This is a genomic window from Cytobacillus sp. FSL K6-0265 (genome assembly GCF_038003465.1).
Taxonomy (GTDB): Bacteria; Bacillota; Bacilli; order Bacillales; family Cytobacillaceae; genus Cytobacillus; species Cytobacillus stercorigallinarum.
The window spans coordinates 765,007-779,187 of sequence record NZ_JBBOPE010000001.1; the positions used below are offsets into that span (position 1 = coordinate 765,007).

Here is a 14,181-nt window from a genome sequence, read left to right on the forward strand (position 1 = left end):
AGAAGGGACCTTAAAATTTGTGAGTAATGCCCATTCTATACTAAACTACTCTAAAGCGAACATCATAAAGTCATGTTGTTCCTTCAAATGAGGTGATTAGAATGGAATTTAATCAGCTAGCGAGCAGCGTAGTAATTGAACTGGTAGAGGGACGCCCCTCTTTAAAATCATATAGTGACCAGCTAGAACTGATTGGTGTAGGAAGAAGTGCTTTCGTTTTCAAAATTACTAAGCAAGCTATTGCTATAAAAGTATACTTCCCACAAATGGAAGATATCGCAAAGGTGGAAGCGGCAAATTATCAACGAATCCAAGGTAATCCCTATTATCCACATCTTTATGATTATGGTGATGCTTATATTGTGATCGACTATATAGAAGGCTTTACTCTCTTCCAATGCTTGGAGAAAGGCATTCATATAAAAGCAGAACATATAGAATCTGTCCAATTAGCCTTACGTTCAGCTACAGAAGCAGGCCTGAAACCGTCAGACATACATTTGCGCAACATTATGATTGATCGAAACGGAAATATAAAACTGATTGATATTGCTCGTTTTGATTCGAAGAACGCCGATAAACAATGGACAGACTTACAGAATGCGTACTACCGATATTACACCAACAAATGGTTCCCGAAAAAAATCCCTACAGTGATCTTGAATTTCATAGCCGACATATATAAAAAGAGATTCCTTCCATTGTCTGTGAGAAAAGTTATCTTTCAGGATAAAAATGGGATACATGTATAATAGGATGATTAGATCATACATGAACAACTCCTGCATAAAAAGGAGTGTTCATGTTTTTTTGTTTTAGAGAGTGAGATTGATTGACTTTACTAAGGAAAATATTTGATTAACCGTATTCTCCAGGCGCAAAGTATTTCGTTGGCACTTATTGTTAGGGTACCGCTTAGATTTTCCTTTTTTTGTACTATAAGATTTTATTCTTACGGCTTTTCCTTTCTTTCAACCAGTTTTTAATGAATACCACTCCAAGAATTAAAGAAATGGAAACACCGGTTGTTGTTACAAGTATCGCTATCCACTCAAAAATAGAGTAATGACTCATCTTATCTAACGGAATCTTTCCTCTCCAATCCTCAATAATTAGGTTCATCCCGAAAAGGCCTGATATCGTTGAGTAAATCGTTAAGATTTGCAATAAATAATTCGTGCTTTTGCCTGATAAAGTATCCTGGCTTTGATAAAGAAATGATAAAGTTTCTTTAACCTCCTGATAAAGTGTCTCCACTCTGAAAATCTTTTGTAATCTCCCGAATATTTCCTTCCCTGTAGTTGTACTGTTTACTTCTGGCATATAATACTTCGCAGAAAACTGTGTAATCATAAAAATTAATAGTTCCGTCTTACTTTTATCCTTTTCAATGTCAATCGTTGAATGGTTATATGAGAGCATGAGAAGGACAATTTTATAATAATAATAAAGAAAAACAGAATAAAAGAATTCTCCGTAAAAGTTACTCGCTAATTGTTTTTCAATATCACCTGTCTCCTTTGTTATACAGGAAAATTGATAATCGCTCATGACGATATACGTTTGGTCGCCCCAACGTTCATAAACATGTTCTTTACAATACCTTTCAATATAATTTGGATGCTTGTCCCCTTCGTGCTGATTACAGCTTTCAAGCTCCGCAAGCTGAAATAAATTTAACTGTGTCAAATCACTACCTTCTGAAATATGAATATAACTGAGTACATACATGCGCTCATCCATAAAAAATGGCAGGCTTCCAAAATAAGAAGGATCAGTATCTGGATTGTCTTCAACATAATCCTCCATTGGTCGAAGCAATTCTTTGAAGACGAACTCTTTCACCGCATGATATTGATGATTCCTACAACCCAAGACGACTTCTTCTTCATCTTCTGTAATCGGCTCTAATACTCTGAACAAATCTGCAAAGGCAATTACATCTGAATAAGCAATCGATTCTGGAAGGCTTATTCTGAGATTCATCAGCCCTATGCGGAAGGGACATACTAATATATCTATTGATTCAACCACAAATGGCATGTTCAATTTGGTAGAGTCCAGGGTGCAATCAAGATTCAACTTAAGAGAAAAACGGCGAATGCCTTCCCTGGCAGTATAGGATTTTGGAAAAAGAAGCGGCTCTATATTAGGAAGAAAATACTTTTCAAGCTTTCGGTGAAAGACCTTGTCATCCCCATAATATTCATTTTGTTGCTTCGTGTTTCTTAAAGTGAAAAATTGAAAACCTTCTTCGAGTAACTTTTCAGTAAACCCTCCAATAATTTGCTCATTTAGCATAAATGGAAATAGAAACTGAAGTTTGGAACGTTTGACTTCTGGAATACTTTCCGAAATTGATGTTTTCCTCATTTTCATTCCCATCCCTTTCTCTTCCATATTTTGTTTTCTATCTAAAATACCCTTGGTTCTCCCTTTCAAACAAAATCTATCTAATTGTCTTACTAGTTAAACAAATAAAAATAGTGGAAGTTTACTTTTTTTTTCTTCGGGAAAAGAAAGAATGTTCGTAATTCAAAATTGTACCTAGGAGGAATTAAACATGTTTCGTCATCAAAAAGAGTTACAATTTGAAGTAAAAGTAGATCGTCCAGACCCTATGCTTGCTAGACAAATTCAAGAAGTATTAGGCGGCCAGTTTGGAGAAATGACTGTCATGATGCAATATCTTTTCCAAGGTTTTAATTGCCGCGGGGAAGAAAAGTATAAAGATATGCTAATGGATATTGGCACAGAAGAAATTGGCCACGTAGAAATGTTATGTTCGCTTATTAGCCAATTACTAGATGGCGCTTCACCAGAAGATCAAGCGGAGGCAGCTAAAGATCCTACATTAGCAGCAATTATGGGGGGGATAAACCCTCAGCATTTAATAGTAAGCGGGACAGGAGCTCTACCAACGAATTCTGTTGGTACACCTTGGAATAGCGGATATATTGTTGCCAGTGGTAATCTATTAGCAGATATGCGTGCAAACTTACACGCGGAAAGTCAAGGTAGGTTACAAGTTACAAGGTTATACCACATGACCAAGGATGAAGGTGTCCGTGCAACATTTAGAAAGATGATTGCTAGAGATCGTTATCACCAATATCAATGGATGGCAGCAATTGAAGAGTTAGAACAGAAAAATGGTGTTGTCGTTCCCTCATCATTCCCTCATGAAGCAGAAGAAGAATCTCAAGTAGAAGCCTATAGATTCTGGAATCTCTCAGAAGGAACCGCCTCTGCTGAAGGACAATGGGCTACAGGAAGTGCGCAAGATGGAAGTGGAGACTTCGAATATGTAGCTGAGCCAACAGCACGAGGAAATATTCCATACCATAAAAAACCTTCAGACTCCTTACATCATGATTTAAATAATAACAAAGTTAAATCATCTTTCTAAGTCTTAACAAAATATTTTACTACTATCAAAAGCCAAGATGTTATAAGCATCTTGGCTTTTTCACGTATTTATCCTTACTTTATTAAGGTATATGAGCTGACTATTTCCCTGATTATAGCTTAGTTCTCGGTGGTGATTAGTGTCTTCATAGAGGCGGTGAATAGCAATTACAGTGCTAAGATGAAAAGAGCCTATATAGGCCCTAATTATCTAAATCGTATAATCCTGGTGCATGTTCATTTGGCATCTCAGGCATTTGCGGTACAGGAAAACCTTTTGGTGGTTCGGTTACAGAAAGCTCTCCACCATTTCTACTAGGTGTGGTTCCAGTGAAAACTTCACCAATTAATGTGTCATCTAAACGGAAATTAAATTGCGCATTATGGAATCCCATGTCAACATATTTTCTACATTCTGGATATTTATTTAAGTCGTAATTAGGTACAGGAAGTATTTTACCCCAATCGACTCCTAATGTTTCAAGTGCTTTTGCGAATGCATTTTGATGGGCATTATCTCTTACTATGAGAAAAGCGATCGTTTCTCTTAAAGTTTTATTACTACTCATTTCGTAAATTCTTGATTTTTGGAGTACCCCTGTAGACTCTAGAGAAACATTATTAATTAAGTTTGCGATTAAGTTGCCGTGATCATAAACCCATGAACCATTCCAAGGATTTCCACCAGCGTCAACAGGTAACGACGCTTTAGCGCCCATAATGTAATGATGTGGATTTGCCCCATTTTGAATCACATCATCTAAGGGAGCCCCATCAGTTGCTTGATTACCGGGATTCATTCCACCGGAACCATTTAGAAGCTGATTTATTGTTGATTGGACTAGTTCTACATGACTTAGTTCTTCTAAAAAAATACCTCTAATCAAATCGCGATATTTTTTAGCTTTTCCTCGAAAGTTGGCACTTTGAAATGAGAATTGCATTAACGTACGCATTTCCCCAAATTGCCCACCAAGTGCTTCTTGAAGGACTTTGGCTGCGTGTGGATCGGGTTTATCAGGAACAATCATATTAATTAAATCTTCTTTGTAAAAATACATGCTATATTCCTCCATTCTTGTATTGAAACTAAGTGAAGCTGCTACATTATTCACAGATGTATTTTGCGTGATTAGGAGGATATATATTCATTATTTTGGAAAGCGGTATTTATTGTGTTTCAACATGAGATTATAAATAGAGGCAAAAATGCATCAATAGTAAATCAACTTTGACTAAATTGGGGAGATGAGACCGTAGAGAATATTTGCATAGATTGACTCTATTTCTAATTTTGGTTTCGATTATTTTGAAATATATAAAATGAGTTGAAAGAAGAAGTGAAAAGACCTGCAAATGAAGGTGCTTCTCACTTCTTCTTTTATCTCCAATTTTTTCAATTTAAGAGAGTTTTAAGAGAAATATTATATAAAGTAAATAAACAAAATTAATTATTAAGGAGTAGGTGAACGGTACAATGGATATGTATAAGGATGACAACCAATTAGATACAGAATGGATTAGTCTCATTTTAAAAGCAAAAGAGCTTGGTTTATCTATTGAAGAAGTAAAGGCATTTTTAAATGCGGCAAAGAGTGAAGCTAAGTAACCGTTCGACCTTCCTTTTATTTCATAAGATCTTGGTATAACTTTATTAAAGATGGATCAGGTTCTATATTTAATTCAGCAGAGAGTAAGGCCTTATAATTTTTAAATAAATTTATCGCTTCACTACGATTCCCTTTTTTAATGAAAAGGTTCATTGTTTGTTGAATATTTTTATCTATATACGGGTTTAATTTCCGTTGTAAGTCTAAGTAAAACAAGGCCTTATCTGTATTGCTAATATAATAATACTCAATAATACTTTCTAACAAGTACATTGTCATGTTAAGTTTTTCTTGTGCGATGTCATTTGCCCATTCGTAATAATTCCATTGCATGTATGAACCGATATATTGACTTATTGCTTCTTCTGCACTACTAATTGACTTTCTATCATTCTTAATGAAGCTATATATAGCTTCATTAAATATTTTTAAATCTGAATGGATATCCGGAATGGATAAGATATAGCTCTGATTTGCAAACTTAATACAATTTGTATAACCAAGAGAGTTTAACATTTTTCTTAAGTATGTTAAACATGTATGAAGGTTTATTTTTGCTTTTTTGCTATCCTGATTTGGCCATAAGTTTTCAATTAAATAATCTCGATTGACGTATGTATCCATATAAGTAAAGAGAAGTGCGAATAATTCCTTTACTTTAGCTGTTTTAAATTGGAGTGGCTCGTTATTTAGAAAAACGTTAAACTCGCCGAAGCATTGAATATAAAGTGGTATTTTGTCTTTGGGCGCTTCATAGTTTCTACTTTTTTTAATTTTTTCTATTAATCTGTCAACAGTCGTTTTTAATCTTTTATGCATAACAGGTTTCAATAAATAGTCAATCGAATTGATTTCAAATGCTTTGACAGCATGCTGGGCGTGGGCTGTAACAAAAACAATATATATGGATGCATCAATTGTTAAAATAGTTTCAGCTAAATCTAAACCGTTGCCTTCAGTTAACTCGATGTCTAAAAAAGCAACATCTATTTTTTCTTGTTTTATATCTTCTAGAATATTTGTTGGTTGTGAATATGCTTTTACAATTTCGATTTCCGGAAATGCTTGCAATTGTTTTGTTAATAAATCAAGAGAAAGCTTCTCGTCATCTACTAAAATTGCTTTAATCATCTGTCGACTCCTTTGGAGAATTATTGGTGATATTATACAATTAATAAAAAATAGGGATAACTATGATGCTTTCAACTAAGTGAAACTTTCATTCTACCGAGTGAATCTTAGATCATTGGTTTATAAAGATTGTTCAAATGAAGTAGTGCCTTCAAATCAAACGACTCATTTATTGGGAATGGAGAAGCTAACAACGGTTCCTTGTCCAGGTTCACTCTTAATCTTTAGACCTTTCCCATATAGTTGCCTTAATCTACGATCTGTATTAAGTAATCCGATGCCCTGTTCTTCAGAGTAATCATTTTTTTGATTAAAAATATCTTGAAGTTTATCTGTTGATATTCCTTGGCCATTATCAATGATAGAGATATGAGTAAAGGTATTCTGTTTTCTTATCTGGATACGAATCGTCCCTCCACTTGTTTTCTGTAGAATTCCATGTTTCACAGCGTTCTCCACAAGTGTTTGGATGGAGAGGGGCGGTACATGTATATCAACATGTTCATCTATTTCCCAAATAACAGTTAGACGATTGCTAAACCTTTCATTTTCAATATAAATATATGAACGAACAAGGGAAAGCTCATAATCAAGTGGAACAGTAGGTTCAGTATTTTTAAAGTCAAAGCTTAAACGTAAATAATTGCTAAACTCCTCAAGTAGAAGTTGCATTCGAGGTGTATCGATCATACTAAGGGCTGCAATTGAGTTTAAAGTATTAAAGATAAAATGAGGTTGAATTTGGGATTGTAACCAAGCTCCCTCCATACGTAACCGTTCTTCAAAAGTTAATTTTAATTCAGATAAACCCCTAACTCTTGCTTTTAACTCCCAACTATCAACTGGTTTTGTTACATAATCATTAGCTCCTGATTGTAATCCTGTCAAGATATCTTCAGACCGAGTTCTAGCAGTTAGTAAAAGTACAGGAAGTTCAATTAGGCTAAAGCGCTTTCTAATAATCTTGGTAAGTTCATAACCAGACATTTGCGGCATCATAACATCTGAGATGACAAGATCATAGGATTCAATTTCAAGTTTAGCTACTGCCTGAAAACCGTTTGATACCGTTGTTATTTCATAACCATCATTTTTTAAAACACTTTGTAGAACATACAAATTAATGGGATCATCGTCGACAGCTAGTATCTTCATTCTTTTATTCAGATGAACATTTTCTAAATCATAAAATGAATCTGAATGAGCTTGTTCGATCGTTGCAGCAGCTTTACTAATCATCTGTTTATCTATCTTTGACGGAGAAGTGTTTTCTGCTTCAACACACTCATTTAGTATCGGAAGCGTAAATGTGAAAATAGAGCCTTTTTCTGAAGTTGATTTTAAGGATAAAACGCCATTGTGCAATTCAACTAACTCCTTACAAATACTCAGCCCAATACCTATTCCATTACTATCCGTTCTATTATTCTCACTTGCTTGTTCAAAAGGCTTAAAAATTCTTTGTATATCGTCAGTATTCATTCCTACTCCGGTATCCTCAACTTCAATATGAGCCATTCCATTTATACTTGTAGCACGGATTATAATTGTACCTTCATCGGTGAATTTCAACGCGTTATGTAATAGATTAAACAAAATTTGAATGAGTCTATTCTCATCGGCTAGGACTGGAGGGAATGTGTTTGATATATCGTTTATAAATTTAACCGGTTTTTTATCTCCCAGTAATTTCAACATATCAATGACCCCTACTGTTACGACAGGCAAATGAACTTTGTTAATATTCAGTTGAATTGTTTTTTGTTTCAAACGAGTGACATCAAGTAAATCATTCAATAGTAGGGACATCCTCTTACTTATATCTATTGTGATACTTAAATGTTTTTTGTGCTCGTTATGAGGTGGTTTTGCTTTATCCTCTAGAATTGTTTGAACCATATTCGTAATTGCATGTAATGGGTTCCTTAATTCATGAGAAGTCTTAATTAAGAAATCATCTTTACGTTGATCTTCGAGCTGTAATTGCTCAGCCAGTTTTTTTGCATTTGATGTCGCAATAAAAAAACGTTTAAACCAAAATGCCGTAAAAGATAGTAGTGCAAAAATAAGATCAAAAGGATAATGCATCAAATCAATGGATGCATCACTCAAATTACTTGTCCATATTAAATTAACAGCGATACTTAAACAGCCTATGATAAGGAAGATGATTCCTTCTATCTCATTTATAAACTTCCGCAGAATGTTGATAGATATAACTACAGATAATATTAGTACACTACCAAGTACAATCTGGATTAGATTAATGATGTCTTTGGATGAAGATAGTAAGACAAAACCTATATCCAAAATACAATATAGAGAAAAGTATCTTAATATTTTTTTATCTTTCGGGTTAGGAAATAGATTGTGAATAAAGGACGGGATAAAAGCAGCAATACCAATATATGATAAATAGCTGATTTTTACCTGAAGTTCATAATCGATACTAAACCATGTAAATAACAATTTATCGTCAGATGCTAATACACTAATAATCGCTGAAAATAATAATAGTGAAAAATATATCATTACTTTTTTTTGAGTGGATCCAATAAAGAATAAAATGATGCCATATATAAGATGTAAAGCTAAAACAATACAAAGCAATAATTGTAAATTGTTTGAAATGTAAACTCGGTGGTTAATGGCATCAATCGTTCCGAAACGTATAGGTTTTAAAATTCCTGCTTCTTTAAGATGACTCGATACATGTATCAGCAATTCAATTTCACTCTTATTTGTGTCAAAACGAACGGAATAAGGTATCGTATTTGCTTCATGCTGATTTTCTTTTATAGCTGGGGTTCCTGAGCCCCCTATAAGTTTTCCATTCACATAGATTGATGTTGCATCTTTGACAGAGTTTAGCCGTAATCCAAGAGTAGCAATATCACTATCATTAATCAAAATTTTTAGCCTATATGTCCCATACCGTAACTTATCTTTTTCTGCAAATGATTCATCCCAGGAACTAATGGAAGGAATGTGAAGATATTTTTTATTTTGTTTAGGAAGTGAGTTTGGTGTTATGAGAGCGTTTGGATAGAATTCCCATTCTCCATTTAACATAAATGTTTGTTTATTTGAGAAATCCCAATTCCGTAAGTCTAATTCACCTTGTTTTGCCGACGGGGCCGATGGATAATCTAATTTCTCTATGAAGTTCATCCAAGACACTCGGATAATTGTAATAACTAATAGAAAAATAATAATAAAAATCCACTTTCTCTTTGTTAGTATCTTCATTTATTTCATCCTTCACCCAGAGAATTTATTTATATAAGTTTAACAATCTATAGAAAATGAGGATGTGTATTGTCATTACTCCATTTTTGCAATTTAACTAAAATATGATATATCCATATATAGAGTTTTTTTCCAATTATTATCATACAATTCTTTAATGAAGTAAATCATTATTTTGGATTTAATTGGATTAATTTAGTTGTATTATAATTTTGAAAATAAGGAAAATATCGAGTGGGAATTTCGGAAGTTATTATTTATTACTGTCATTTAAACCACAATTAGTGAATAAAGAACTTATAAGTTGTAATTAATCATCTATGAAACACTTGTGAATAAATGATAGGAGATGTAAATAAGAGTTTGGATTACACAGATTAGTAAGAGGCTATAAATTTTTTTGAAATCCTATTCTTAATAAAGTGGAGTGAGGGGATTAGATGCGACCAGTTTTGCGAATTAGTCCGATAGATTCGTAAATTGATGAAGATGTAATGATAAAAGTATCGGGGTGTTTGGCCAGTGCTGAAGTCTTTATAAAAGCAATAACATATGATGAAAAAGGAAAAATGTTTTATTCGTATGCTAGATTTATAGCTAATAAAGAAGGCGAAATCGATGTATCTTCTCAGAAGCCAATCGAAGGAACTTATAATGAAGTGGATGGTTCTGGTTTGTTTTGGTCTATGAAACATGCTGATTCAAAATTGGATGATTATTATGAGAAAGGCAACTTGGATAAAGTGACTATCAACTTGTTTTTAATAGTAAATGACGTAGAGGTAGATTCATTAACCATATTCCGATATTTCTATAAATCTGGAGTAAAAAAAGAAGTGATCCAGATTGAAGAAGTGAATGGAACGTTATTTCAGCCTGAATCACAAGGGAAATATCCTGCGGTTATTCTATTAAGTGGTTCCGATGGTGGATCGAAGGAACATGCAGCTGCTTTATTAGCTTCTAAAGGTTATATAACATTTGCCTTGTCTTATTTTGGAGGAGTAGGTGTACCGAAGGACCTAGAAAATATCCCATTAGAGTACTTTCAAAAAGCAACTATTTGGTTGCAAGAACACCCTTTTGTGAATGGAAAGGTAAGTTTAATTGGTTATTCGAGAGGCGGTGAACTTGCCCTACTCTTGGGAGCTACTTTTGATTACTACAAATCAATCATTGCATGTGCACCTAGTGCTTATATAACAGCGGGTATGAAAAATGGGATCTTTGCGCCAATACCCTCATGGACAATGGATAAACAACCATTACCATATTTAAGGTTTAAATATCGATTTTCCACCATGTTCACTTTACTTAAAAACTGGATATTAAAACAACCAATTTCTTATCTTTCGATTTGGGATAACACGTTAAATGACGAGGAGGGGATTAGGGAATCAAGAATTCCCGTTGAAAAGATAAAAGCCCCTGTAATGTTCATTTCAGGGGAAGATGATCAACTATGGCCATCAGCAAAATATGTAAAACTGATGGAAGAGAAGTTAAAAGACGCTGAAAACAACTCTAGTCAAAATCGTTATTTGTATTATAAGGATGCAGGTCACTTTATATCTTTTCCGTATAACTTCGTCAACCTTCCGTCCAATGTATTAATGAATGTTGGGGGAGGAATGACAATGACTTTTGGTGGTACAAAAGCAACGAATGCAGCAGCGGCGAAGGATTCTTGGAGTAAAATACTAGAATTTCTCAATGAGCCTTAAGACATTAATACGAAATACTATCCTTAACGCTAATACCCATTATAATTGGTTACCTTACAATACGATAAGGTGCATGAGTATAAAAGGAACAAGCTTTAACAAGCCTTACTGCAACCTATTTGTAGTAAGGCTCTTATCTTTGTAATTTACATTTAAATAACTCTCTATACATTAAATACTTTTGGTAAGATAATTGGCTATTCATGTTTAGCTATTTCATATATCTTAAACACAGGACGGTAAGGAATAAATATTTATTGTTTTTCAATAAATAATGAGGTAAGATAGGCATAATTATAATTTGTGAGGTGTGTTTATGAGACAAGGGAAAGTTCTCTTTTTAAAAGTGGTGATTGTGATTCTTGGCTTGATTGTGTTAGGGATTTGCATCGGCTTGCCGTTTTTAGCAAAAGAAACAGCAGAGCTGAATCCAGCCTATGCTTATTTAAAATATCCCGTATTATTTGGGATGTACCTATCGGCCATTCCGTTCTATTTTACTTTGTATCAAGGGTATAAGCTGTTAAGATATATTAGTGTAAATGAAAGTTTTTCAGAGCATTCCGTAGCTGCACTAAGAGCGATTAAATATTCCTGTGCCAGTATTAGTGGAATCTATTTAATTGGTATGATCTTTTTATTCACGCAAGATGCCATTCATCCAGGAGTGACATTGGTGGGATTTGTTATTATATTTGTAACAACGGTTCTCTCGATTTTTTCCGCAGTCCTTCAAGAACTTTTATATAATGTACTAAAAATAAAGTCAGAAAATGATTTGACCATCTGAGGTGAGAATGTGGCGATTATCGTTAATATCGATGTAATGTTAGCAAAAAGAAAAATGAGTGTAACGGAATTATCAGAACGAGTAGGCATCACGATGGCGAATTTGTCCATTCTTAAAAATAGTAAAGCCAAAGCAGTAAGGTTCTCCACGTTAGAAGCAATCTGCAAAGCATTAGATTGCCAGCCTGGTGACCTACTTGAATATCAAGAAGATGAACAGACCGATTCTGCTACATAACAAAACCACCACAAACGACTTTTCATAAGGAGAGTCGTTTTTTTTTTTTTTGAATAAAGAATATGTAAAGTGAACTTGACGTAAAGGTACCTTTACTATAAAATGGATATAATTAGGAGTGGTACATATGGAGAATCGTTTAATGCACTATAGAAAAGAGTTTGGTTATTCACAAGATCGGTTAGCTACCACTTTAGGCGTTTCAAGGCAAACCATTATTTCAATAGAAAAGGGAAAATATAACCCTTCTTTACCACTCGCCTTTGAAATTGCTCATTTATTTCAAGCAAAGATAGAAGATATTTTTATATATGAAAAGCCATTGAAAGGAGAGGGGTAAAGTGGATGGATCGAGAAGGATATTCATTGTTATTGGATCTTTTCATCTCATCATCTCGCTATTTTTACTGACTGTATCGATTTTAGCAACAGAACTGACGATGACTTTTTTGATGCCACTTGCCATAGCAATAATGTGCTACTGTTTAGGTTATCTGTATCCAGAATGGAAGCAAAAGGATGAACGAATGCGATTAATTCGGACGAAGGGTTTATCAGCTTCTTTTATCGCTCTTTTGATATATTATTTTGTTTTTAGCGGATTATTGCATTTCAGTGTCATCAGTATAACAGCACTGCAATTGTTAAACTTTCTTGCTCCTCTGATGATTATCACCGTTTTTTTAAGCTTTGTTATTTTTGCGAAAATCTATTAATCAATGAAAGTGGTGAAACGATGAATGCCTTTTTCCCATTTGTTGTCTTTATGATTGCTTTCCTTTCAATCGCAATTTTAGTCAGAAAAGATAAAGACGAGCAAAAAATATTAACGAAGAGGGGCTGGGTGAAACTAGGTTTATCATTAGCTGTTGTTTTTGTTCTTGTTGCTTCCTTTGTGGTTTTGTCTAATTAGCGGTAGAATCACTCGGAATACGGCAATATATCTTATAAAAAAAGAATGGGAGACCAGATTATATGATACCGCAAAAGTTAACTCATCAAGATATAGATGGCATCATCCGATTATCACAATCAGTTGGCTGGGATTATGATCAAGCTGAAGTAACGACTATTTTAAATTCAGGTAAGGTTTTCGGCCATAAAAATAAGGCTGGTGAGGTAGTGGCGTCTGCAGCAATCATTCCATACGGGGAGAGGGTTGCTTCGATTGGTATGGTAATTGTTCATGAGAAGTATCGAGGAAAGGGGTTAGCAATGGCCTTAATGAAGGAATGTATTGGCCAAGTAGATGAGCAAACAATCATTCAACTAATCGCAACAGCCTATGGCCAGCCGCTTTATGAAAAAATCGGCTTCCAAATGGCAGGGGCAGTAAAGAAATTGATTGCGCCAACTCATTTTTTAAATGATCATACGCTTATATTTTCGCCACAAGTGGTGCCATATCAGCAGGAAAAGGATTTTCAAGAAGTCATTGCCCTAGATGAGCGAGCCTTTGGTGCTAATCGAACGCAGTTTCTTTCAGAGCGAATCAAGCAAAGTAAAGATTGCCTAGTCCTTAAAAATAAGGAAGGAAAGATAACCGGGTACGGTCTTTCAATCTTTGGTCCAGTTTATACTATTCTTGGCCCAATCGTTGCACCAGATACCCAGTCAGCATTTCAAATCATCAGTCAGCTTAAGAAAAGAGAAGGAAAGGGCGTAAGGATAGATATTCTAGCACAACAAGGCGAGTTGCAGGAATTGTTAGTAGCAGCTGGTTTTGAGTTGATCAATGAGCCACCAATGATGATGTTACATTCAAATTCGATACCATCAAGAACAAATCAACTATTTGCCATTGCCTCGCAGGCTTTTGGATAAAAAAATAATCTAGTTATTCTTTCTTTTCCTTTAATAACGCAATTATTTCTGCTTGCAATTCATTCGATTTAGCTAATTTACGTTCTATAGAAAATAAAGTAGCCATGATAAAGATGAATCCTATTACAGCAATGAACATACGTGTGCTCCTTTTTTACACCTATTTTATAATGGGACAAGTGTAGATATATAGTGCATAAGGTAGGAT

At 34.4% G+C, this 14,181-nt stretch carries 15 protein-coding genes; 10 read left to right on the top strand and 5 right to left on the bottom strand.

Going from position 1 to position 14,181, the window contains the following annotated elements; genetic code table 11:
* Nucleotides 1-101: 101 nt before the first annotated feature.
* A complete protein-coding gene (locus MHH73_RS03935; RefSeq protein ID WP_191816699.1) occupies nucleotides 102-752 on the top strand; it encodes a protein kinase family protein in 651 nt (216 codons plus the stop codon).
* Between the two features lie 184 nt (nucleotides 753-936).
* On the opposite strand, the gene MHH73_RS03940 is transcribed toward MHH73_RS03935, so the two are convergent.
* Entirely contained in the window at nucleotides 937-2,373 is a 1,437-nt protein-coding gene (locus tag MHH73_RS03940; RefSeq protein WP_341064865.1) for a hypothetical protein, read from the bottom strand.
* 190 nt (nucleotides 2,374-2,563) lie between these two features.
* Between MHH73_RS03940 and MHH73_RS03945 the strand changes: the two genes are divergently transcribed.
* Nucleotides 2,564-3,409: a manganese catalase family protein gene (locus tag MHH73_RS03945; RefSeq protein WP_191816697.1), complete on the top strand. Its 846-nt coding sequence runs from the start codon at nucleotides 2,564-2,566 to the stop codon at nucleotides 3,407-3,409.
* A gap of 202 nt (nucleotides 3,410-3,611) precedes the next feature.
* Here the strand turns inward: MHH73_RS03945 and MHH73_RS03950 are convergent, their stop codons facing one another.
* On the bottom strand, nucleotides 3,612-4,469 hold the full coding sequence (locus MHH73_RS03950) for a manganese catalase family protein (protein WP_191816696.1): 858 nt from the start codon (nucleotides 4,467-4,469) through the stop codon (nucleotides 3,612-3,614).
* A gap of 416 nt (nucleotides 4,470-4,885) precedes the next feature.
* Between MHH73_RS03950 and MHH73_RS03955 the strand changes: the two genes are divergently transcribed.
* A complete protein-coding gene (locus MHH73_RS03955; protein WP_191816695.1) occupies nucleotides 4,886-5,017 on the top strand; it encodes an anti-repressor SinI family protein in 132 nt (43 codons plus the stop codon).
* Nucleotides 5,018-5,033: 16 nt separating this feature from the next.
* Here the strand turns inward: MHH73_RS03955 and MHH73_RS03960 are convergent, their stop codons facing one another.
* Together MHH73_RS03960 and MHH73_RS03965 are read right to left on the bottom strand one after the other, a co-directional pair.
* Nucleotides 5,034-6,149 (bottom strand): response regulator, encoded by a 1,116-nt coding sequence (locus MHH73_RS03960; RefSeq protein ID WP_341064870.1) that lies wholly within the window; start codon nucleotides 6,147-6,149, stop codon nucleotides 5,034-5,036.
* Between the two features lie 165 nt (nucleotides 6,150-6,314).
* Nucleotides 6,315-9,398, bottom strand: coding sequence for a sensor histidine kinase (locus MHH73_RS03965; RefSeq protein WP_341064871.1), 3,084 nt, complete (start codon nucleotides 9,396-9,398; stop codon nucleotides 6,315-6,317).
* 494 nt (nucleotides 9,399-9,892) lie between these two features.
* Between MHH73_RS03965 and MHH73_RS03970 the strand changes: the two genes are divergently transcribed.
* The 7 genes from MHH73_RS03970 (at nucleotide 9,893) to MHH73_RS04000 (ending at nucleotide 13,973) form a co-directional block, all read left to right on the top strand.
* Nucleotides 9,893-11,122: an acyl-CoA thioesterase/bile acid-CoA:amino acid N-acyltransferase family protein gene (locus MHH73_RS03970; RefSeq protein WP_341064874.1), complete on the top strand. Its 1,230-nt coding sequence runs from the start codon at nucleotides 9,893-9,895 to the stop codon at nucleotides 11,120-11,122.
* A gap of 316 nt (nucleotides 11,123-11,438) precedes the next feature.
* Nucleotides 11,439-11,912 (top strand): DUF2975 domain-containing protein, encoded by a 474-nt coding sequence (locus MHH73_RS03975; RefSeq protein WP_191816691.1) that lies wholly within the window; start codon nucleotides 11,439-11,441, stop codon nucleotides 11,910-11,912.
* 9 nt (nucleotides 11,913-11,921) lie between these two features.
* Nucleotides 11,922-12,149: a helix-turn-helix domain-containing protein gene (locus tag MHH73_RS03980; protein WP_191816690.1), complete on the top strand. Its 228-nt coding sequence runs from the start codon at nucleotides 11,922-11,924 to the stop codon at nucleotides 12,147-12,149.
* 127 nt (nucleotides 12,150-12,276) lie between these two features.
* Nucleotides 12,277-12,489, top strand: coding sequence for a helix-turn-helix transcriptional regulator (locus tag MHH73_RS03985; RefSeq protein WP_191816689.1), 213 nt, complete (start codon nucleotides 12,277-12,279; stop codon nucleotides 12,487-12,489).
* A gap of 1 nt (nucleotide 12,490) precedes the next feature.
* The gene (locus MHH73_RS03990; protein ID WP_341064878.1) at nucleotides 12,491-12,865 is read left to right on the top strand and encodes a permease; all 375 of its coding nucleotides are present in this window, start codon (nucleotides 12,491-12,493) and stop codon (nucleotides 12,863-12,865) included.
* 20 nt (nucleotides 12,866-12,885) lie between these two features.
* Nucleotides 12,886-13,062 carry a DUF3976 domain-containing protein gene (locus MHH73_RS03995; RefSeq protein ID WP_191816687.1) on the top strand — a complete coding sequence of 59 codons (177 nt, stop codon included), beginning with the start codon at nucleotides 12,886-12,888 and terminating at the stop codon, nucleotides 13,060-13,062.
* A 62-nt stretch (nucleotides 13,063-13,124) separates the two neighbouring features.
* On the top strand, nucleotides 13,125-13,973 hold the full coding sequence (locus tag MHH73_RS04000) for a GNAT family N-acetyltransferase (RefSeq protein WP_341064882.1): 849 nt from the start codon (nucleotides 13,125-13,127) through the stop codon (nucleotides 13,971-13,973).
* Between the two features lie 13 nt (nucleotides 13,974-13,986).
* Here MHH73_RS04000 and MHH73_RS04005 read toward each other — a convergent pair whose 3' ends face one another.
* Nucleotides 13,987-14,112 carry a hypothetical protein gene (locus MHH73_RS04005; RefSeq protein ID WP_341064884.1) on the bottom strand — a complete coding sequence of 42 codons (126 nt, stop codon included), beginning with the start codon at nucleotides 14,110-14,112 and terminating at the stop codon, nucleotides 13,987-13,989.
* Nucleotides 14,113-14,181 lie beyond the last annotated feature (69 nt).